The sequence below is a fragment of the Pusillimonas sp. T2 genome (assembly GCF_002236805.1).
Taxonomy (GTDB): Bacteria; Pseudomonadota; Gammaproteobacteria; order Burkholderiales; family Burkholderiaceae_B; genus Neopusillimonas.
Map to the genome: position 1 here is coordinate 55,556 of NZ_NIQA01000004.1, position 21,453 is coordinate 77,008.

15 protein-coding genes, 1 tRNA gene and 1 other RNA gene are annotated in these 21,453 nt (G+C 58.3%); 9 read left to right on the forward strand and 8 right to left on the reverse strand.

Annotation, left to right across the window (positions count from 1 at the left end):
- Nucleotides 1-41 precede the first annotated feature (41 nt).
- Nucleotides 42-746 (reverse strand): DnaA regulatory inactivator Hda, encoded by a 705-nt coding sequence (hda, locus tag PuT2_RS08460; RefSeq protein ID WP_093970611.1) that lies wholly within the window; start codon nt 744-746, stop codon nt 42-44.
- A gap of 78 nt (nt 747-824) precedes the next feature.
- Here hda and purM point away from each other — a divergent pair, with 78 nt between their 5' ends.
- Complete coding sequence (purM, locus tag PuT2_RS08465) at nt 825-1,874, forward strand: phosphoribosylformylglycinamidine cyclo-ligase (protein ID WP_093970612.1); 1,050 nt, start codon at nt 825-827, stop codon at nt 1,872-1,874.
- A gap of 1 nt (nt 1,875) precedes the next feature.
- Here purM and miaA read toward each other — a convergent pair whose 3' ends face one another.
- From miaA to tsaE, 4 genes are read right to left on the reverse strand one after another with little or no spacing between them, the layout of a single operon-like run.
- Nucleotides 1,876-2,832 carry a tRNA (adenosine(37)-N6)-dimethylallyltransferase MiaA gene (gene miaA / locus PuT2_RS08470; RefSeq protein WP_093970613.1) on the reverse strand — a complete coding sequence of 319 codons (957 nt, stop codon included), beginning with the start codon at nt 2,830-2,832 and terminating at the stop codon, nt 1,876-1,878.
- A complete protein-coding gene (gene mutL, locus PuT2_RS08475) occupies nt 2,829-4,730 on the reverse strand; it encodes a DNA mismatch repair endonuclease MutL (RefSeq protein ID WP_093970614.1) in 1,902 nt (633 codons plus the stop codon). Before mutL ends, miaA begins: the two co-directional genes overlap by 4 nt.
- 11 nt (nt 4,731-4,741) lie before the next feature.
- Entirely contained in the window at nt 4,742-6,103 is a 1,362-nt protein-coding gene (locus tag PuT2_RS08480) for an N-acetylmuramoyl-L-alanine amidase (protein ID WP_093970615.1), read from the reverse strand.
- Entirely contained in the window at nt 6,037-6,591 is a 555-nt protein-coding gene (gene tsaE / locus PuT2_RS08485) for a tRNA (adenosine(37)-N6)-threonylcarbamoyltransferase complex ATPase subunit type 1 TsaE (protein ID WP_093970825.1), read from the reverse strand. Before tsaE ends, PuT2_RS08480 begins: the two co-directional genes overlap by 67 nt.
- A 201-nt stretch (nt 6,592-6,792) precedes the next feature.
- On the opposite strand from tsaE, the gene PuT2_RS08490 reads away from it, so the two are divergent.
- Together PuT2_RS08490 and PuT2_RS08495 are read left to right on the forward strand one after the other, a co-directional pair.
- Nucleotides 6,793-6,867 (forward strand) — tRNA-Arg (locus PuT2_RS08490).
- Between the two features lie 127 nt (nt 6,868-6,994).
- Nucleotides 6,995-8,338, forward strand: coding sequence for a hypothetical protein (locus PuT2_RS08495; RefSeq protein ID WP_143516123.1), 1,344 nt, complete (start codon nt 6,995-6,997; stop codon nt 8,336-8,338).
- A gap of 73 nt (nt 8,339-8,411) precedes the next feature.
- Here the strand turns inward: PuT2_RS08495 and PuT2_RS08500 are convergent, their stop codons facing one another.
- Nucleotides 8,412-9,971, reverse strand: a complete 1,560-nt coding sequence (locus PuT2_RS08500) for a diguanylate cyclase domain-containing protein (RefSeq protein WP_093970617.1) — start codon at nt 9,969-9,971, stop codon at nt 8,412-8,414.
- A 34-nt stretch (nt 9,972-10,005) separates the two neighbouring features.
- The gene (gene xerD / locus PuT2_RS08505; protein ID WP_093970618.1) at nt 10,006-10,920 is read right to left on the reverse strand and encodes a site-specific tyrosine recombinase XerD; all 915 of its coding nucleotides are present in this window, start codon (nt 10,918-10,920) and stop codon (nt 10,006-10,008) included.
- 47 nt (nt 10,921-10,967) lie between these two features.
- Between xerD and PuT2_RS08510 the strand changes: the two genes are divergently transcribed.
- The 6 genes from PuT2_RS08510 to recR all read left to right on the forward strand — a co-directional run bounded on the left by PuT2_RS08510 (nt 10,968) and on the right by recR (nt 20,360).
- The gene (locus PuT2_RS08510) at nt 10,968-13,685 is read left to right on the forward strand and encodes a PD-(D/E)XK nuclease family protein (RefSeq protein WP_254046983.1); all 2,718 of its coding nucleotides are present in this window, start codon (nt 10,968-10,970) and stop codon (nt 13,683-13,685) included.
- Entirely contained in the window at nt 13,678-17,007 is a 3,330-nt protein-coding gene (locus PuT2_RS08515) for an exodeoxyribonuclease V subunit beta (protein ID WP_093970619.1), read from the forward strand. The genes PuT2_RS08510 and PuT2_RS08515 overlap by 8 nt, the downstream gene beginning before the upstream one ends.
- 22 nt (nt 17,008-17,029) lie before the next feature.
- Nucleotides 17,030-17,127: signal recognition particle sRNA small type (ffs, locus tag PuT2_RS08520), an RNA gene on the forward strand.
- A gap of 19 nt (nt 17,128-17,146) precedes the next feature.
- Entirely contained in the window at nt 17,147-19,339 is a 2,193-nt protein-coding gene (locus PuT2_RS08525) for a DNA polymerase III subunit gamma/tau (protein ID WP_093970620.1), read from the forward strand.
- A 63-nt stretch (nt 19,340-19,402) separates the two neighbouring features.
- On the forward strand, nt 19,403-19,729 hold the full coding sequence (locus PuT2_RS08530) for a YbaB/EbfC family nucleoid-associated protein (RefSeq protein WP_093970621.1): 327 nt from the start codon (nt 19,403-19,405) through the stop codon (nt 19,727-19,729).
- A 22-nt stretch (nt 19,730-19,751) separates the two neighbouring features.
- Nucleotides 19,752-20,360, forward strand: coding sequence for a recombination mediator RecR (recR, locus tag PuT2_RS08535; protein WP_093970622.1), 609 nt, complete (start codon nt 19,752-19,754; stop codon nt 20,358-20,360).
- On the opposite strand, the gene tal is transcribed toward recR, so the two are convergent.
- Complete coding sequence (tal, locus tag PuT2_RS08540; RefSeq protein WP_093970623.1) at nt 20,357-21,316, reverse strand: transaldolase; 960 nt, start codon at nt 21,314-21,316, stop codon at nt 20,357-20,359. The genes recR and tal overlap by 4 nt on opposite strands.
- Nucleotides 21,317-21,453: the final 137 nt, after the last annotated feature.

A 21,453-nucleotide genomic window follows, 5' to 3' on the forward strand; every position in this document is an offset into this window, starting at 1 on the left:
TTCATGTGGCGACCACGGTGTTGCCGGGCGCAGGGTGGTGATCAGGGCGTGGCGAGTGCTGCAGTGTCTTCATGGGCCAGGAATTCGCGGAGTAGCGGTAGCGTGATAGCACGCTGCTTTGCCAGCGAATAGTGATCCAGCGCATCAATCAGGTGACTTAGCCGGTTCATGTCGCGGGCGTAGTGGGTGAGAATCCAGTTGATGACTTCGGGCGACAAGTGCAGTCCGCGCTCGGATGCACGGGTCTGCAGGGCCTGGCCCCGCTCATCGTCTGAGAGCAGTTCGAGCCTGAAGACCAGGTCCCAGCCCAACCGTGTGCGCAGATCTTCGCGGACAGGCATATGCATGGGGGCGCGATCGCCTGCCACCAGCAGGGCAAAGGCATGTGTACTGGATGCCGACTCGCGCCAACGATTGTAAAGGGCAAACAGGGCGGCCTGGGCCTCGTCGTCGTAGCGTTCGACCCCATCGACCGCAATGCGCCGGTAGTCGATGATATCTGCCTCGACCACGCTTTGGAGCAGCCTGTTGGCGTTATTGTGGTGAATGTAAAGGGCGTGATCGGCAAACCCCAGTGCCTGCAGCAAGTGACTGCGGCCGGCGCCGGGCGGCCCCCAAAGGTACACCGCCCGACCCGGCTCACAGCCCTGCAGGGCTGCAATAGCGGCCTGATTTTTACCCGGCACGTAGTTGTCCAGAGTAGGCACAGGTGCGGGCAGCAGGTTGAGGATCAGTTGTTGGGTCATCGATGGCGGTAAAAAGCGTAAAATGCGCCTTGGTATTTTATTTAAGACGCAATTCTTGCACATCCCACGGCTTTTCTCATGACAAACAATCAATCCACCTCTTTAACGTACCGCGATGCGGGTGTCGATATCGATGCAGGCGACGCGTTGGTCGATCGCATCAAGCCGCTGGCGGCCAAAACCATGCGTGCCGGCGTTATGGCCGGGATTGGCGGGTTTGGTGCATTGTTCGAAGTGCCCAAAAACTACAAAGAGCCGGTTCTGGTGTCGGGTACCGACGGTGTGGGCACCAAGTTGCGTCTTGCCTTCGAATGGCAACGCCACGATACGGTCGGTATCGATCTGGTCGCCATGAGTGTTAACGATATTCTGGTGCAGGGTGCCGAGCCGCTGTTTTTCCTCGATTATTTTGCCTGCGGCAAGTTGTCGGTAGATACCGCCGCAGCCGTGGTCGGGGGTATTGCCAAAGGCTGCGAGCTGGCCAATTGCGCCCTTATCGGCGGCGAGACTGCCGAAATGCCCGGCATGTACCCTGATGGTGAATACGACCTGGCGGGGTTTGCTGTAGGCGCCGTCGAGAAATCGCTCATCATCGATGGCAAGTCCATTAAAGAGGGAGATGTCGTTCTGGGGCTGGCGTCCAGCGGCGCGCACTCCAATGGTTTTTCTTTGCTCCGTAAAATTATCGAAACCACCGGCGCCAAGCCGGAAGATGATCTGGGTGGTCGGCCTTTAGGCGATGTTGTTATGGCGCCCACGCGCATCTATGTGCGCTCGGTATTGGCGGCGCTAAAGGCGCACGGTGCGGCAATCAAGGGGCTGGCACATATCACCGGGGGTGGTTTGCTCGACAACGTCCCGCGCATTTTGCAGCCTGGCCTGTCCGCCCGGTTGTATCGCGATGCCTGGGAAATGCCCGAACTGTTCAAGTGGATGCAAAAGGGCGGTAATGTAGCCGATACCGAAATGCACCGCGTGTTCAACTGCGGTATCGGTATGGTTATTGTTGTTCCTGCAGACCAGGCTGATGCGGTTGCCGCCACACTGGCGTCACACGGCGAAAACGTCAGCCGCTTGGGTGAAATCGTTGCCCAAACCGGCGATATGCCGCAAACCGTTGTTGTTTAATTCATCGACGGGCGTAAGGTGTTGACCATACGCCCGTCGCTGCATCCAGCACCTGGGCGACGACATCGGGTGCAAGGCAATCAATAATTTGACGGTCGGGTTGGGCGCGTAGCCACGTCAGTTGCCGTTTGGCCAGTTGGCGGGTTGCGGCAATGGCCTGTTCAATCGCCTGGGCTTTGCCAGTCTTGCCGTCCAGATAGTCCCAAAGCTGGCGATAGCCTACGCACCGTATCGACGGCAGGCCGGGGTGCAGGTCGCCCCGCGCATACAGTCGTTCAACTTCATCCATCAAGCCTTGCTCTAGCATGAGCTCGTAACGCAGCGCGATGCGTCGATGCAATGCGAGGCGGTCTGAGGGTTCGAGGCTTAGCGTGATGAAGTGTCGAGGCGTGCCGATAGGCTGAGATTTTTGTTGTTGCAGCAATACCGACATTGGCTGTCCGCTAAGACGCCAGATTTCCAGGGCCCGCTGAATGCGCTGGCTGTCGTTCGGCGCAAGTCGCGCTGCCGTAGCCGGGTCCACTTCGGCCAGGCGCGCATGTAGCGCTGGCCAGCCTAGCTGTTTTGCATCGGCTTCAAGCTCAGCCCTAACTGCCTGGTCGGCTTGGGGTAAGTCGTTCAGCCCCTCGCGCAGGGCTTTGTAGTACATCATGGTGCCGCCGCAAAGCAGCGGGATGCGGCCCCGGGCAAGAATCTGGTCAATAAGTGTGGTTGTGTCGGTGCAGAAATCGGCGGCTGAATAGTTTTCAGCCGGGTCGCGGATATTAAGCAGGTGTTGCGGTACCAGGGCTTGCTCGGCGGGTGTCGGCTTGGCGGTGCCGATGTCCATTTCCCGGTAAATAGTGGCCGAGTCGACGTTGATGATTTCGATGGGCCAGCGTTTGGCCAGCGCCAGGGTCGATGCAGTTTTACCGGCAGCGGTGGGGCCGGCCAAGCACAATATAGGTAGGGGATTCATTGGCCGCGTAAAAAGAATTTGTCGAGTTCGGTCAGGGACCAGTGCACCCAAGTGGGACGTCCGTGATTGCATTGGTCGGCACGCTCGGTTTGCTCCATTTTACGCAGCAAGGCATTCATCTCGTCGAGTGTGAGGCGTCGATTTGCTCGAACTGACCCATGGCAGGCCATGGTGGCCAGCAAGACGTTACGTTGCTCAAGCAACTGCGCCGACGAACCAACAGATGACAAATCGTTCAAGACATTGCGGGCCAGCGATTCAATGTCGCCGCCGGCCAGCAACGCGGGGACGGCACGCACCATGAGTGTGGCCGGTCCTGCTGGGCGCAGGATCAGGCCTAGGTCTTCAAGTGCGTCGGTGTGCTCATCGGCGATTGCGACGTCTTTTTCGCTTGCCTGAAATACAACGGGTACAAGCAGTTCTTGTCTTGGCAGGTCGCGCATATCTATGGCGCGTTTGAGCTGTTCGTAGACGACGCGCTCGTGGGCTGCATGCATGTCGACCAGAATCAGCCCATTTGCCGTTTGCGACAGAATATAAATACCGTGCAGTTGGGCCAGTGCCATGCCCAGCGGGAACTCGTGATTGGGCAGGGCCGCCGGCTGTATGCGTGCAGTGTGGGCAGGTGCTGTCGGGGGCGCCAGCGGGCGATACAACGTTTGCCAGTCGGTACCCTGCGCTTGACCAGAGCGGCTATCGCGCAGGTTAAGGGCGTGTTGACCGTAGGGTGCAAATGAGGGCGCGCGGTGCTGGCCTGCCGGTGCAGGCGTACCGTACGGCATCAAGGACGGTGAGCTTTCGTTGCTTGTATTGACGGGTTCTGGTTGCGGGCGTGCATCGTGCTCGGACAACGCGCCAGGAGAGCCCTGGCCATCGGCGTATGCGGCGTCGACAGCTAGAGGCTGGCCACCGGCCGTTTGGGCCAATACTTGCGACAGCGCGCGCGCAACAAATTGGTGTACTGCACCGCTGTCGCGAAAACGGATCTCGTGCTTGGCCGGATGCACGTTGACATCGACCGCATTGGGGTCGATAGACAAAAACAAGACAAACCCGGGTTGGCGATCGCCATGAAGGACGTCGGCGTAGGCCTGACGGATGGCGTGCGAGACTGTTTTGTCGCGGACGTAGCGCCCGTTGACGTAAAGGTACTGACGATCGGCCCGGGCGCGAGCGTAGGTGGGGCGCGTAATCATGCCGTCGAGCCTGATCAACCCCTGGTCGACACTGACGCCCAAACCCTGGCTGACGAATTCGCTGCCGAGAACGTCGAGTATGCGCTGGGCGATATCGCCGGCCCGCCAGTGCCGTTGCGGCTTGTCGTTATGAAACAGCCGGAACGCAACGTGGGGGTGGGCCAGTGCAATGCGCTCCAGAATATCGACGCAATGTCCGTATTCGGTTGATTCGGTACGCAGGAACTTCCGGCGGGCCGGTACGTTTTCAAAGAGTTGGCGAACGTCGACCGTCGTGCCCTGCGGGCCGGAGGCTGCGGTGATGTCGGGTTGCTGGGCAGTGATTTGCCAAGCGTGAGGAGCGTCGTCGGTACGCGAGGTCAGTGTCAGCCGAGCCACCGCGCCAATGGATGCCAGCGCCTCGCCTCGAAAGCCCATTGAGGCGACCGACTCGAGATCATCCAACGACTTTATTTTGCTGGTGGCGTGTCGGGTTAACGCAAGGGCCAGTTCGTTTTGAGCAATGCCGCAACCATTGTCGGAAACGGCGATGCGTCGAATGCCACCGCCGTCAAGACGAACCTCGATGCTGGACGCGCCGGCATCGATAGCGTTTTCAAGAATCTCTTTCAGCACCGAGGCGGGTCGTTCGATAACCTCGCCGGCGGCGATTTGGCTGATGAGCAGATCGGGGAGGGGGGCAATTACGGGGCGTTGCGACATCGTAGGGGCAATTATGCCCGACGCGCGAGCCCCGGGCTAGTTGCGAAGTAGTCGTTAATGCCTTTGAGCATGGCCGTGGCGATTTTGTCTTGGTGCCCGGCACTGCGCAGCAGGCGTTCTTCTTCGGGGTTGCTGATAAATGCTGTTTCGACCAGGATGGACGGAATGTCCGGCGCCTTGAGGACGGCAAACCCTGCGCGTTCAACATATTTTTTGTGCAGCCGGTTGATCTTGCCGATTTCACTCAGGACCCGGTCGCCCACTTTGACCGAGTCGTTGATTTGCGCTGCCGTCGACATATCAAGCAGAACTTGCGCTACCTGCTGGTTGTGCGACCCTAGGTTAATGCCACCGATCAGGTCGGCGTCGTTTTGGTTTTTGGCCAGCCACCGGGCCGCAGCACTAGAAGCCCCGTTTTGTGACAAGACAAAAACCGAAGACCCCCGTGCACTAGGTTTGACCCAGGCGTCAGCATGGATAGATACAAACAGGTCGGCCTTCACACGCCGTGCTTTTTGCACCCTGACCTGCAGGGGCACGAAAAAGTCGCCGTCGCGGGTCAGGTAGGCGCGCATATTGGGCTGGGCGTCGATCAGTTTCTTGAGTCGACGGGCGATCGCCAGCACGATGTGCTTCTCGTATGTGCCGCTGGGGCCGACTGCCCCGGGGTCTTCACCGCCATGGCCTGGGTCGAGCGCAATCAGAACCGGACGATTGGGGCGCTCGGCGTCGGGTAGGGCAGGGGCGGCCGGGGGTGCCGGCCGTTTCTGGGCAATAGAGGGTAGTTGCTGGCCGTCAACCGACGGGATGGGGGCTGAAGGCGAGCCTGCCTGCGCTAAGTTCTCAAGAACTTCGGCCAACGGGTCGCTATCTTCACCCATTTTGCTAAGTGCCAAGAGCGGGTCTTGCGCAATTTTCGGGTACAGGTCAAGTACAAGGCGGTACTTGTATTCGCCAATGGGCTTGAGTGTGAAGACCTGCGGGGCAATGGCCTGCTTCAGGTCAAAAACCAGACGAATGACGTCAGGCCGGTTTTGCGCTACGCGCACGGAGGCAATGTACGGGTCGTTAGGTTTGACCTTGGAAACCAGCTCGTTAATAGCCTGGTTCATGGTCAGCCCGTTGATGTCGACCACGAGACGGTGCGGCCCTTCAAGGGTGAAGTGCTCGGCTTTGAGTTCGGTGTCGAGTTCCAGGGTGACGCGGGTGTATTCGTCGGCAGGCCAGGTACGGACCGCCAGAATGGTTGCTGCCTGGGCCATTTTCGGGATGACAGGCAGCGCAAACAGCGTGGTAGCGGTTGCGATCAGACGCCGGCGGACGCGCCCGGCGGGTGAGATCCCCTCGGTGGAAGCACTAGTCTGGTTAGCCATGATTGTCCTTTGTTGCTATAGGCGATTAATCGTGCTTGTCGTCCGGATTCTGCGTAGCTCAGGTTGATTTCAAGGTCGGGCAAAGGGAGTAGCCCGCCGGCCTGTTCCGGCCATTCAATGAGCACAACTGCTTGTTTTTGCAGGATATCTCGGAACCCAGCATCTATCCATTCTCGTGGATCGCTAAATCTATAAAAATCAAGATGATACAAGTATAAGTTAGAAACTTTATAGCTTTCAAGCAAAGCATAGCTCGGGCTTTTGATTCGGCCGGTGACGCCGCACGCCCTCAGCAGGGCGCGGGCAAAGCTGGTCTTGCCTGCACCGAGGTCGCCACGAAGATGAATGCGTCCGCCTTGTGGCGTGCCCGGATGACCAGGGTCGTCGGCCAGCAACAAGGGCGCAATTTGCGAGGCCAGTGCAATAGTGCTGCTTTCGTCCTCTAAAAAAGTTTCAACTTCGCCCAAAACACGGTTTTCTGTCGTCATGATGGTTTGCCTGATAAGGTCGGCGGCATTGTAGTGCATGCCGGCTTGGTGGCGGCATCGTTTAGCGTGCCGCTGTATCGTCTGCGGCCAGAAAAGCAACAGCACTTGCATTGTCCGGGAATGCAAGTGCTGTCATTAACAATTCGCGTTAATACTGAGACAAAAATACAACATTACATGCTGCTAAAATGGCGGCGCTGCGTCTCCGTAGTTAAATGGATATAACTTTCCCCTCCTAAGGGAAGATTACAGGTTCGATTCCTGTCGGGGACGCCAAACTCACCGATCTCAGCGCGGTTTCGATGCATACACCGTGGCGCCGTTAACCAAAGATCAAGCTGATATGGACTCAAAACATATGAGTAGGTGTTTCATAGTTGCACAATTGTTAGTAGGTGCAGTTTTGTTCGCTGTCCATGGTGGCGCCAACGCTGCTCAGACCAAGTGTGAGCAAAAGCTTGCAGGCTACGAAGCCGTCCTATCCAACGTTGCATCGGGCTCGAGTGTCAATGACCCTGATAAGCCGTTCAGAAAGGAAGTCTCGGCGGCCATATCCGGCATAAAAAACACCGCGCCACAATGTGATGATCAACGTTTCTCGCCGGGACACTTGTTGAATTCAGCGGTCCATCTGGCCCATTTTAGTCCCCACGAAGCCCGAACCGTCACCAAGCTGTACCTGGATTACGTGAATCGATATCCATATGCGTCCACGCAAGTCAGCGTGAGGGATATTGAGTGGATCCAGAAGGTAAACGATGAGCAAGCGCGGCAGCTTCTCGATATCGCACTAGAGCGCGGTATAAGCTTTGTCGCCAGACTGGATGAGTACATCGCCATTGCCAATGCTGAGTCGAGTAGCCCATTGTCCAAGTTGATCGGAACAAAAAGGGCGCAGCTGGAGCAATTAAGACCTGTACTTTTTGCGGCCGAGCGTGCCGCTGTGACTGCCGCTTGTCCGGCTAATACATGTAACCCCGAAGTTTTCAACACTACTTATGCTAGCGAACTGCGGCGTTTGGGCTATGGCGATACAGCACGAGCGCGTACGGCGGAGAATCTGGCTTTGATTCTTGCAAATAAGACACCGCTAGCCGACAACAAAGCCGCCGTGCGAGCACATCAAGGGAAAAACGCCGCTGCGACCAGCGCTGGTTGCCAGAATGAAATGGCGAGCTATTGCCAGGCGCGGATGGATGGTCAGTTAAGAAGGCCATACGATTACATCGAATTGACTTACGATGAGTGCATCTCCTTGGCTAAGGGTTGGGCCAACTATGATCTGCAAGACAAATACTTCATGGACATCATCCAGGAAGCCGCGACGAGCGCCAGTACAGAGCGGCAGCTATATGCGAAAACCTTGCAGTGCCTGTCGCAAGCAAAGAAATCTGGCTCCGATAGGGGAGCCGCTGCCTCCCCTGCCAAAGGGAAGGGTGCGTCCCCATCCGGCAAGCAGAAAGAGTATCGTCAGGCAACGCAATGCATTAGTTTTCAAACGGCGCACGGCCAATATCCAAATCGCATACATAACGGGTGTAACTTTCCGGTGCTCGTGAAATGGTGCGATAACAAAGGTTGCGGTACTGAGTGGGCGACAGACGGCATTAAGCCTGGCGCAACCGTTTCCATTTCGGCAATTAAGGGTACGTACACTTATGCGGCCTGCGAATATCCCGGAAGCCCCCGTGCTACCAATGGTGGAGACTGGCCCGGCGGCATGGTGGATTACTACTGTCGTCGGTGATAGGCATCGCCGGTCTGCAACGGTTGTGATAGAAAAATAAGAAGCTCTTTGTTTTGAACTAACGAGCGCGCGCTCAACGCGTCATTTCAACCCGGTTACGTCCATTTTTCTTGGCGTTGTATAGCGCATCGTCAGCCCGTTTCAGTGCAACTTCTACGCTGCCGCCTTCGGGTGACCAATAAGAAACGCCCAAAGAAATCGTAATGTGCCCCGGTCCGGGTAAGCCGTGCCACGTATCAACGTGGGTGCGCAGACGTTCGGCGACCTGCTGGGCGCCTTCTGGCGGCGTTGCGGGCAGCAGCATTAAAAATTCTTCGCCGCCGCTTCTGCACAGCAGGTCTTCATCGCGCGAGCAAGTGCGCATGGCGTCAGCAAGGAACTGCAGGATCAGGTCGCCGGTGTCGTGCCCCCAGGTGTCATTGACGGGCTTGAAGTGGTCGATGTCGACCGCAACGATCGAGAAGTCCTGGCGGCTTTGCTCCAGAGCGGCCAGGGCCATTTCCTGGCCTCGGCGATTTAACAGGCCTGTGAGGGCATCGGTTTGCGCATCAAGATTGAGTTTGACTATACGGTGATGAAAAGTGTTCATGCTTTCGAGCATGGCCTTTTTCAGCTGGCTGGCTTCGTAGTACCAAGGTTCGACTTGAGCGATTTTTTCAGCGGTTTCGGGTTGATCGAGGGCGCGGGCGCCTTGGGCCAGTTGCGATAGCGGCCGGGAAATCAGGCGGGCGATCCACCAGGCCAGGCCAAGAATGATCAGTGCCGGTACGGCCGTGTCTTGGAGTACGCCGGCCATCAGGGCGCCAAGGGGTTCAAGTGCCGCATTGGTGGGGGCTTGGGCCACAATGCCCCAGCCGGCAATTGTCAGTGGTGCATAGCCCGCCAGCATTTCTATTCCTTGGCTGTTGCGTGCCTGCATGTAGCCGGTTTCTCCGGCCAGCACGGCATCGACGACCTGGTTTTGACCAACCGTGGTGCCCACTCGGCGCGACTCGGGGTGGTAGATTAATTGTCGATCTTGGTCGACGGCGAACAGGTAAGACCCATCGCTGTAGTAGTGTTCGCTGAGTAACCGGTCAAGACTGTTGGCTTGCCCTAGGTAAATACTGCCGCCGATATAGCCCAGGTATTTTCCCGAAGCCGAAAAAATAGGTTGGGACAACACAATGATCCGATTGCCGCTGACGCCGGTGTAAGGCTTCGAAATAACAGGGCTCTGAAGCTTTAAAGCTTCCATTGCTCCGGGGGAGTGCAGTGTTTTGCCGACTAGCGTATCGAGGGGGGCGGTGGCCAGCACCTTGCCATTAGTGTCTGTGACCAGCACGGAGTCAAAGCTCTCGGTTTGCCTGTATACACGCGATACCTCGGTCTGCAACGCCTGAGGAATGTCCATGAGTTTGCTGACTTCTTTGGCGCTGTAGCGAAGTTGTTGCATGGCTGAGGCGAGATAGTCGCTGGTGGCCGAAGCTACTTTGGTGGCATAGGCGTGATTAAGTTGCAGCCGGTTCTTGATGAGGATTTGTTCCTGTGCTTTGTAGCTGGCATAAAAACTGTTGGCGAGCATGATCAGGCCGGTAATAACGGCCAGAGAAATAATCAGTCGGCGCAGGTCAAGCTGTTTGAGTCGTGTCATTAGGTTTGGCTGTTTACCTTCGTACTTTCAAGGCTTAACCCCGCGGGTGATGTTGTGCATGCAGGGTTTTTAAACGTTCGCGCGCCACATGGGTGTAAATTTGCGTGGTCGAAATATCAGCATGACCTAACAGCAACTGCACAACGCGCAAGTCGGCGCCATGGTTCAGCAGATGGGTGGCAAATGCGTGACGCAGTACGTGCGGCGATAACGGCACGGTGATGCCCGCTCTGAGCGCATATTTTTTGACAATAAGCCAGAATGACTGGCGGGTCATTGCGCTGCCTCGCGTCGTGATGAAGAGTGCATCGCTGCGCTTCGCGCCGAGCAAAGCATGGCGTCCGCCCCCTAGATAGCTTTGCATCCAGTGTACCGCCTCGGCGCCAAGCGGAACCAGTCGGTCTTTCCCGCCCTTGCCCATCACTACTCGGACTACGCCTTCGTCAAGGTTGACATCCAGCAGTTTCAGCGAAACCAGTTCGGTGACTCGAAGGCCTGTGGCGTAGAGTGTTTCCAGCATTGCCCTGTCGCGCATGCCAAGCGCAAGATTGGTGTCGGGCGCGGTCAGCAAAGCGTCGACGTTGGCTTCGGAAAGCGTTTTTGGAAAACGAGTTGGCTGCCGCGCGCTTTTCAGCGTAAGGCAGGGGTCATGCTGTACATGATTTTGCCTTTTCGCCCAAAGAAAAAATCGTCTCAACGTGGCCAGGCGACGGTTGGCTGTGGTGGCTTTGGACGTCGCGTGCTGGCTGGCAAACCAAGCCTGGATGTCGGACGTTTGCGTGTGGATGAGCGTTTTGCCCTGTGTGTCGCCCAGCCATTGGGTAAACGCAGACAGGTCTCGCCGGTAGGCGGCAAGGGTGTTGTTTGCCAACCCGTCTTCAAGCCACAGGGCGTCAAGAAAGGGCTGAATCAGGGGCGACGGGAGAGGCGAGGTTCGGGCAAGGCTCATGAGGAACAACTCGTAGGCAAAATGATCTGGCCGGGAAGCGAGCGACCATGAACGACACGGTAAACTGCCGGTTTCTGAACCGGGCCGCAGCCATGCAAAGTACTGTAACTGATTTGGATTCATTGGACATCACGACGCTTGCACAATTGTTGGAAATGGACAGCCAGCAGACGTTAGTGTTGACGGTGAACAACCGGCATGCTCGTCGTTTGTTATCTGAGCTTTCGGATTCGCTGCGCGATGATCGGCGTGTGATGCCCTTGCCCGCCATAGTGCCGCTGGCGGCGTGGTTCCGGCAGGCGGCAGATCAGTTATCGTTTTTGGCTCAGGCCGGTACACCTGCGCACTATCTTGATGTTTTTGCGGCGCGCGGTCTTTGGCAGCAAGTCATCGAGTCGGTTGAGGGTGACGATACGTTGCTGGATACGAGTATGGCGGCACGACTGGCCGCCGAGGCCGACACGCTGATGAGTGAATGGCAGCTTCATGTTGATCCCGCCGCCGAGACGCACGATTTTCAGCGGTTTGCGCTTTGGCAAAGCCGTTACGCCGAATGCCTTGCAGAACGTGATGCAGAGGATGTGAACGCTAGCATTGGGCGGGTATGCGATGCCGCCGCAACGGGTGAGTTGCCGCTTGATTTTACGACCCTGGTATTGGCCGGCTTCAATGAGTTGTCCCCGCGGATGACCACTTTGTTGTCAGCGCTTGCACATCGCGGCGTGCATTGCTTGGTGTTGCAGGGCAGGCGGTCGTCTGCGGGTGCGCGCATGCGCTACGTTTTGCCCGACACCGACCAAGAGTGGTGGGCCGCTGCACGTTGGGCCAAGCATCGGTTACAAGAAAACCCCCAAGGCCGTTATGCCATCGTGGCCAGCCGCCTCGAGACGGATATCGCATTGGCGCATCGCGTGTTGCGACTGACGTTGCCGCCTGCCGAAGGCTACAACGTCGCTGTAGCGCGCCCGTTGGCGCAGTGGCCGCTGGTACGAGCTGCGTTGGCATGGCTCAGTGTGCTTGCCGATTTTCGTATTTCAGGTGTTTCTACACCGCGTCAACTGGGCGCGGCGCTTTTGGCAGGCGCTTGTGTGGGGGCTCATGCCGAAGCCGCGGCGCGCGCACGGCTCGATGCCGATTGGCGTCACAAATCGGTTATCCAGATATCGTTACCCCAGTTCACCGGCATGTTGGCCAATGTCACGCCGCAATTGCATCAAGCCTGGTTGGGGTGCGTTGATGTACTGATGGCTGATCGCAGCCGTCTGGGTTTGCATGCCTGGGCGGCGAAATTTCGTGACCTGTTGGGTAGGTTGGGGTTTCCCGGGCAGTCCCCAGGCAGCGCCGCGTTTCAAACCCTCGAAGCTTTTGACCGCGCCTTGGGGCAGTTAGGCCAGTACGACGTCGTCTGGGGCGAAGTGTCCTTTGCAAAGGCCGTTGGTTTGTTGACTCGATTGGTGAACGAAACCTTGTTTCAGCCCCAGCGCGACCCATCGGCTCGTCTTGATGTGTTGGGTCTGCTCGAAGCCGAGGGCGGCAGTTGGGACGGCGTTTGGGTACTTGGCCTGACCGATGAGATTTTACCGGCGGCGACGCGTCCGAACCCTTTGCTGCCGGCCCATGTGCTGCGCCATGCGGGTGCGCCTCGCGCCACGCCCGAACGAGAGTTGCAATGGGCGGGAGTACTGTTCGAGGACTTGTGCCGCTTGGCGCCGCAGGTGTGTTTCAGTCATGCAGAGCACGAAGGTGAGCGCGAGTTGCGGCCCAGTCCCTTCATTGCGCAAACTGATGAAGCCGCAATACCCCATTATCTTCAGCCTTCGCCTTTAAGCGTGGGCATCCGCCTGGAGTCCGTGGTCGACGACTTGGGCCCTGCGTTGCAGGCCGACGCGGTCGTGCCAGGAGGGATATCACTCATTGATTATCAATCGCGTAATCCGCTCTGGGCCTTCGTCAAGTATCGACTAGGGGCGTCGCAGTTGCCTGACTATGGGCAATTGGCAGATCAGAATGCACGAGGTTTGTTCATGCATCGGGCGCTGGAGCTTGTCTGGAAGCGTTTGGGTCATCAAGATGCCCTTCATGACGCCGTAATACAAGGGCAATTGATATCGATTGTTGAAGAGGCCACGGCTGTTGCGGCCCAGGAATATCTGGCGGGTTATGGCGATACGTTGACGCGGCTTGAGCAAGGGCGTGGGTGCGCGGTTGTGCTGCAGTGGCTCGCGTTGGAGCAGGCCCGTACGCCGTTTGCCATCGAAGCGCTTGAGCAGCCGGTGGTCTGGCAGTTTGGCCCGCTTGGTTTGAAGCTCCGGCTTGATCGTATCGATCGAATGCACGATGGCAGTTTGGCTATCCTCGATTACAAAACGGGTAACGGCAATATCGACCCTAAAGCTAACTGGTCGCGTCTGCGATTGGTCGATTTACAGTTGCCGTTTTATGCAGCAGTCATGGGGGCTGCCGACAACGATGCCCAGGTGGGGGCGTTAGTGCTCGCGCAGTTGCATGCCAAAGGCTGTCAGGTCCGAGGCTTGGCTGACGCCGACGTTGGCGTGCCCGGTCTGGCGTCAGTTTCCGATTGGCCCGCACTCGAGGGCTTGGATTGGTCTGCTGTGCTGGCACGCTGGCGTCAGGCCATCGAGGGTCTGGCCAGCGACTTTATTCGAGGCGATGCCCGTAACCGGTTCGAGAAGAAGACCGATCTTGATTACTGTGATGTGTTGCCCTTTTTAAGATTGAATGAGGACGGGGTTGCTAATGTCTGAGCCCATTCACGATGCCGCTGCGCGACAGCAAGCGCTCGATCCGCAACGTTCGTTCCTGGTGCAGGCGCCGGCAGGCTCCGGAAAAACCGAACTATTGACCGATCGTATTTTGGCTTTGCTGGCTACGGTTGAGCGACCAGAGGAAATTGTTGCCATTACCTTTACGCGTAAGGCCGCCTCTGAAATGCACGCCCGTGTGTTATTGAAGCTGGGGCAAGGCTTGGGGCCGGAGCCGCCCGAGGCGCATCGCCGTGAAAGCTGGCGGCTGGCGCGTGCGGCCATCGAGCGTGATCGTCAGATGGGGTGGCAATTGCTGCAGTATCCAGCACGGCTTAGCATCCGGACGATCGACGCATTCTGCGCGCATTTGGTCAGGGGTATGCCATGGCTAAGCACAATGGGCGGAATGCCTGGGGTGTGCGATGACGCCGGTCGGTATTACCGCGAAGCGGCGCAGGCAACGATAGGATTGGTTGACGATGTCGAGTCAGTGGCGCGGGTGCTGGCGCACCTCGACGTTGATCTGCGCGCCGCCGAGACTTTGCTGGCCGAAATGCTGGGCAGTCGCGACCAGTGGATGCCGTTGCTCGATGCCGGCAGTGACGCGCGGTTGTTATCCAGGTTTTTGGCTGAAACTATTGACGAAGACGTCGCGCGCCTGGCCGTGCTTATGCCGGTGGGGTGGTCGCACGACTTGGCAGTGTCTTGCCGAACTGCAGCAGACATTCTGGCTCAGGAGGGGAAGATGCCAGAGGTCTTGCCGTTGGTGGACTGGAGTGGCGCGCCGTTTGACACATCGCAGGCCGATCTGCCTCGATGGCAGGCCTTGGCTGCATTGTTGCTGACCAAAGACGGGCGTCTGCGCAAGACAGTCAACAAGACAACCGGCTTCGAGGCCAAGTCGGATCACCGAGCCGCCTTTATGGCCTGGCTTCAGCATTTTGACGGCACTGAGCCTTGGGTGTCTGCGCTGGCTGAAATCCGGACGGCGCCTGCTCAGGGGTATCAAGACTGGCAGCTTGACGTGCTGAGTGACCTGCTGGAGGTGCTTCGGTTGGCCTGGGCGCAACTGATGGTTCAGTTTTCACAGGCGGGCGAAGTCGACTTTATCGAGGTTTCTCAACGGGCGCTGCGTGCGTTGGGTAGCGCCGACGACCCGACTGACTTGTTGCTGTCCCTAGACGGCGCTATTCGCCATTTGCTGGTGGACGAATTTCAGGACACCAGCCAGGCGCAGATAGAGTTGCTGGAACGCTTGACGTCAGGCTGGATGCCCGACGACGGTCGGACCTTGTTTCTGGTGGGTGATCCCATGCAGTCCATTTATCGGTTTCGTAAAGCCGAGGTTGGGCTGTTCTTGAAGGTGCGCGAAGCGGGCTTGGGGCAGGTGCCGTTGACGTCGCTTCAATTAACGACCAATTTTCGCTCCCAAACGTCAGTTGTTGATTGGGTCAATAGCGTCTTCGGGCCCTTGTTCCCGGCGGCGCCTCATATTGGCCTGGGGGCGATTCCTTATTCGTCTTCTGTGGCATTCAATCCGCCGCTTGATGGGTTGGGCGTTTCCCTTCATCCGGTATGGTCGGTTGGCGAGGAAGGCGCTGACGAGTCGGGCATGCAGGAAGCCGCTCAAACAGTCGTGCAGCTCGCGCGTGACGCCTTGGCACGCAACCCAGACAGCGGGCATCCCGTCGCCATACTGGTGCGTGCGCGCAGCCATTTAAAAGACGTTGTCCGTCAATTGACAAGCCAGGGTATCCCGTGTCGCGCTGTTGAACTGGTGTCATTGAAGACCCGTCAAGTGGTGGCCGATCTGGTGCAGTTGGCGCGTGCGTTGTCTCATCCGGGTGACCGGCTGGCTTGGCTTTCGGTGTTGCGTTCGCCCTTGTGCGGCTTGCGTTTGCACACCCTGCATGCGCTGTTTGGTCAAGAGGCTTCTAGACCTGCGCCGTTGATGCTGGCCGACTATGTGCGTGACGACGATCCGGCCGCCTGGGGGGTGGACCAGGATGAGCATCAGCGCGTGTTGCACGCGGCGGCCGTGTTGCTTGACCGGACTAACGATGAGGGCGTTGTACCGTTTGCTTCCTGGCTGCAAACCGCTTGGCAGCGGCTGGGCGGTAGCATGGTTTACGCGACCCAGGACGACGAGGCCGACAGCCAGGCATTTTTCCGTCTTATCGAAAGGCTGGCTCCGTTTGGCGGGCTGGACCCTGCCGAGCTTGAAATCCAGTTGGATAAACTGTTCGCTAAACCAGGGCATCAGGCCGGCCCTGCGGTTGAGGTCATGACGATTCACAAGTCAAAAGGCTTGCAATTCGATACCGTCATTTTGATGGGGTTGCATCATGGCGCGACCAGCGATAGTCAGCGACTGGTGCATTTCGAGTTCAGCGAAGGGCGCTTGTTGATTGGTCCGATCAGGCCCAAGGCGTCCGAGCAGGCCGATCCGATTACGACTTATTTGCGTGAGCGCGAGAAAAAAAGATCGGCGTATGAAATTGACCGTTTGTTGTATGTGGCGGCCACCCGTGCCCGGCATCAACTCTGCCTTGTCGCCCAGCTTTCGCTCGATAAAAATGGCGAAGTGGCGGCGCCCAGGGCGGGCAGCTTGTTGAGCCGGCTTTGGCCGTATATTTCACAGCCGTCAGCACCCGAGATTACCGCGATGTCGTCCGGTAGCGTCGAGGGCGTCACTGATACAGCAACCGATGGCCGACCGTTGTTACGCCTGCCATCGAAGGCGTTGCCGGCGCCCGACAAGTCGTCATCTGCTTTATCGAGCGATGCCGGCCGGCCCTGGGAGTGGTCGCAGGCGCTTAATGAAGATGCACTTGTCGGAACGGTGGCGCACGCCTGGCTTGAGCGCTTGGGCAAAGCGGGTGCCGACACGTGGACCGTCGAGGGTGTCAGGGCGCAGGAGCCTGTGGTTCGGCGTCAGTTGTCGCGAGCCGGTGTGCCCGGCGATCGCCTTGATGCCACCGCGGCCGCAGTTTGTGAAACATTGGAAGCTACCTTGAGCAGTGCGCGTGGCCGCTGGCTGCTGGCTTTGGCCAAAGCGTATCGCGAGTGGTCTTTGCTTGACGTCTCGGGGCGCGTGTCGGTGATTGACCTGGCTGTATCCGACGAGCAGGGCTGGTTGGTTGTAGACTATAAAACCGGCCGCCCTCAAGAGGGCGAGTCTGCCGATCAGTTCGCCGACCGCATGCGGGTACGCTACGCCGAACAGATGGCGCGCTATCGTGCGCAGGTCAGTGCGCTCGATGGTCGGCCTGCACGTTCGGCGCTTTATTTTCCGCGCGCCGACATTTGGATCGACGATTGAAAATCCTGTTAAACTGCTTGTTGGCGGGCCCCTTCGCATGGTTCGGCGGCAAACCTGGTCAGGTCGGGAACGAAGCAGCCATAGTCGTTCAGAACCAGTGCCGAAGTCAGGCTCGCCTCTTCATTGATACGTACACTTAATGACATATCTGGTACTGGCGCGCAAATGGCGGCCCCGCTCGTTTGACACCCTCATTGGCCAGGATCATGTGGTCAGGGCCCTTACCCACGCCCTCGAGACCCAGCGTCTACATCATGCGTGGCTGTTTACCGGCACGCGTGGCGTTGGCAAGACAACGCTGTCCAGGCTGCTGGCTAAATCCCTAAATTGCGAAACCGGCATTACGGCGAATCCGTGTGGCCACTGTCGCGCTTGCGTCGAAATCGATGAAGGCCGGTTCGTAGACTATGTCGAACTCGATGCAGCCTCAAACCGCGGCGTCGACGAAATGACGCAGTTGCTCGAGCAGGCGGTATACGCGCCGAGCGTGGGGCGGTTCAAGGTTTACATGATCGACGAGGTGCACATGCTGACCGGGCATGCGTTCAACGCCATGCTCAAAACCCTCGAAGAGCCGCCCGCTCACGTCAAATTCATTCTGGCAACAACCGACCCGCAAAAAATTCCGGTGACGGTGTTGTCGCGTTGCTTGCAGTTCAATCTTAAGCAAATGACCGCCGACGCCATCGTTGGGCATTTGCAGGGCGTACTTCAGCACGAAAACATTCCCTTCGATGTGCCCGCTTTGCGCCTTATTGCGCAAGCCGCCTCTGGTTCCATGCGCGATGCCTTGTCGCTAACCGATCAAGCTATCGCCTACAGCGCGGGCCAGTTGTCGGCCGATGCGGTACGCGGCATGTTGGGCACTATCGATCAGCGTTATTTGGTACGTTTGTTGCAGGGTTTGGTGGCCGGTAGTGGTCAATCGGTCCTCGAAGTGGCTGACGAGCTCGCAACCCGTGGTTTGTCGTATTCGGGTGCGCTGGCCGATTTGTGCATTTTGTTGTCGCGTATTGCGATCGAGCAACGCGTACCCGGGGTTGCGCCGGCCGATGATCCGGTTGCGTCCGAGCTGGCTGCCCTGGCCGCCGGCATGCCGCCCGATCTCGTCCAGTTGTTTTACACCGTAGCGGTTCATAGTCGTTCCGAGCTGGCGCTCGCGCCCGACGAATACGCGGGCTTTGTCATGGCGTGCCTGCGCATGCTGTCGCTTGCGCCGGCCAATGCCGGCCAGCCTTTGCCGCCGCCGTCCGGCCCTTCTACCCGTGCAGATAGCTCCGCGGCATCTGCAATGTCCCAGTCCGCGCCATCGCCGGTAGACATCAGCCGGGCAGCGCCGACACCCGCCGTGTCGCCAGTGTCGGCTAGCAACGCTGCGCCTGCATCCAGTGTGTCGCCTGTTGCCAGTAATGCGGCGCAGTCAGACGTCCCTCCGGCCGTCGACGACTCCGTCAGGTCGGACGATACGGCTGTATCGGTGGCGTTGCCTACCCCAGAGTCTCAAGCGATGCCGGAGCGCGATGCCGAGGCTGATACCGAGGCTGATACCGAGGCCGAGATCGAGACCGCTTTGGTGCAAGCCCCCCGGTCGGTGTCTGCACCGGTAGCCGCGTCTGCTCCTGCTGTCTCTGCCACGCACGGCCTCGCGCCAGCGGCGGTTTCTGCCGAAGACGGCATTCCGGCCTGGGAAGATATTCCCTCAAACGACACCGTTGATCCTCTTCCCGAGGATGACTTCGAAACCATGGTTGCGGGTGGCGCCTACGACGACGCTGCCATGATGGGGCAGGGGTACGATGCTGGTGTAGACGAGAACTACGACGATCTCGCTTTGTCGCGCGACCCGGGCGACGATATCAATCCTATACCCGCCGACGTTCTGGCCGGTTTGTCCGCCGACGCGCCGACACGGCGCGGCCGGGCACCTCGGCTGTCCAGTATGGACAGCAAAGCCTGGGTGACGCTCGTCGCGTCGCTGCCGGCTACCGGGGTGGCCTCTGAACTGGCCCGTCAAAGCGAATGGGTCGGTGTCAAAGACAACGAAATTCATTTACGTGTCGGTATTCGCATGTTTGCTGACAGCGCCGGCCAGGCGCGCTTGTGTACACTGCTGTCCGAGCACTTTGGCACGGTTGTCCGGCTCAAGGTCGAGTATGGTCAAACCGGCGACGATACCGCGCATGCCGTCGAGCAGGCCGAACTTGCGGCCCGTCAGCGCGATGCCGAGGCGGCAGTCGATGTCGACCCGCTGGTGCAAGCTTTGGTTACCGATTTCGGCGCCAGGGTGATACCGGGCTCCATTCGTCCTTTACCGCAAAGCAAAGCGGCCTAGTCGCCGGCATTGTTTTGCGGTACCTATGAATCCATTCAATTTCTATCTCAGGAAGTTCATGCCATGATGAAAGGTCAGATTGCCGGCTTGATGCGCCAGGCACAGCAAATGCAAGAAAACATGAAGAAAGCCCAGGAAGCGCTGGCAGACATCGTTGTTGACGGTGCTTCGGGCGGCGGCCTGGTCAAGGTCTCCATGACGTGCCGCCATGATGTCAAACGGGTACAGATCGACCCCAGCTTGCTGGCCGACGACAAAGACATGCTCGAAGATCTGGTGGCTGCCGCGTTCAACGATGCCTTGCGTAAAGCCGAGGCGACATCGCAAGAAAAGATGGCTTCGGTCACCGCCGGCATGCCCTTGCCCCCCGGCATGAAGCTGCCGTTCTGATTGTCGCAGTCGCTTACCCCTGATGGACGTTCAGCTACCCGAACCCGAGCCCCTCAAGGCCTTGGTCGACGCTTTGCGTCGGTTACCAGGCGTTGGGGTGCGCTCGGCACGGCGCATGGCCTACCATTTGCTGCAAAACGATCAGGTTGGCGCACAACGATTGTCGCAGGCGCTTGCCTCGGCCCTGCAGCAGCTTCGGCATTGTCAGCGCTGTAATAACTTTACCGAAGACGATCTGTGCGCAACCTGCGCCAATCCCCGACGCGACCCGTCTTTGCTGTGCGTTGTCGAAAACCCCGCCGATCAGAATACGCTTGAATCTACCCACGGTTATCGGGGGCTGTATTACGTGCTGATGGGTAGGTTGTCACCGCTAGAAGGTGTTGGCCCGGTCGAGCTCGAGTTCGAGCGCTTGTTGAAGCGGGCCTGTGACGGCGAGGTCAAAGAGGTTATTTTGGCCACCAATTTTACGCCCGAGGGCGAAACTACCGCCCACTACCTGACCGAGCTGCTGCGCGCCCGCGGGTTGACGGTGTCGCGTTTAGCCCGTGGTGTGCCGGCAGGCAGCGAGCTTGAATACGTTGATGCCGGCACGTTGGCATGGGCCCTGCTCGAGCGTCGTAACGCCTAGGCTGCCCGCGCCGCGTTCAGTAGTGCGTCGAGCTTGATGGCGTCGGCGACAAACAACCTGATGCCTTCAGCCAGTTTTTCGGTGGCCATGGCGTTTTCGTTGAGTTGTGTCCGAAATGAAATTTCGTCACACGCTAGCGCGGGCACGGCCTGTTTGGCGGTTGCGGTGCTGTCTAGTATTTTTTCGAGCGGTTCCGTGCTGTCTGCAAGTTGGCCCAGGAGTTCGGGGCTGATGGTCAGCAGGTCGCAGCCTGCCAGAGCTCGTATTTGATCAATGTTCCGGAAGCTTGCCCCCATGATTTCGGTGGCAATACCGTGATGCTTGAAATAATTGAAAATAGCCGTGACCGACTGAACGCCGGGGTCGTTGATGCCGGCGCTTGCAGCTTCGTCCCATTGGGGGCCGGCGGCTTTTTTGTACCAATCGTAGATGCGGCCCACGAACGGCGAAATAAGTTGCACTTTGGCATCGGCGCAGGCAACGGCCTGGGGTAGCGAAAACAGCAATGTCAGATTGCAGGCAATACCTTCGGCCTGCAGTATGCGTGCAGCCTGGATGCCTTCCCAGGTTGATGCAATTTTGATCAGAATGCGTTCGCGCGGTATGCCCGCTTGCGCGTACAAATTGATGATGTCCCGTGCGCGGGAAAGGGTGGCTTGTGTGTCGAACGACAGGCGGGCGTCGACTTCGGTGGAAACGCGGCCGGGCACGATCGCCAGAATTTCGCGGCCAAACGCCACCAGTAGCCGGTCGGTCAGTTCGGGCAGCGTTGCGTGGGGAAAGTCTTGTACGGTGCGCTCGAGCAGTGGCCGGTAAGTGTCTTTTTGAACGGCTTTCAGGATGAGCGACGGGTTCGTGGTGGCATCGGTAGGTTGATGCGCGCGCATGGTTTCGAAATCGCCGGTATCGGCAACGACCGTGGTGTACTGGCGCAATAATTCAAGTTGGCTGGGCATGGGTGATAACAATTGGCTTGGCTTCGAAAAGCGGGTGAACAGACCCCGAGCGCGCGGGGTGATGGCGCAAACTAATATCGTTTGATTTTAGCGGCAACTGAAAGGCTGTGCTTCTTCAAGGTATAATTCCAAGGTTT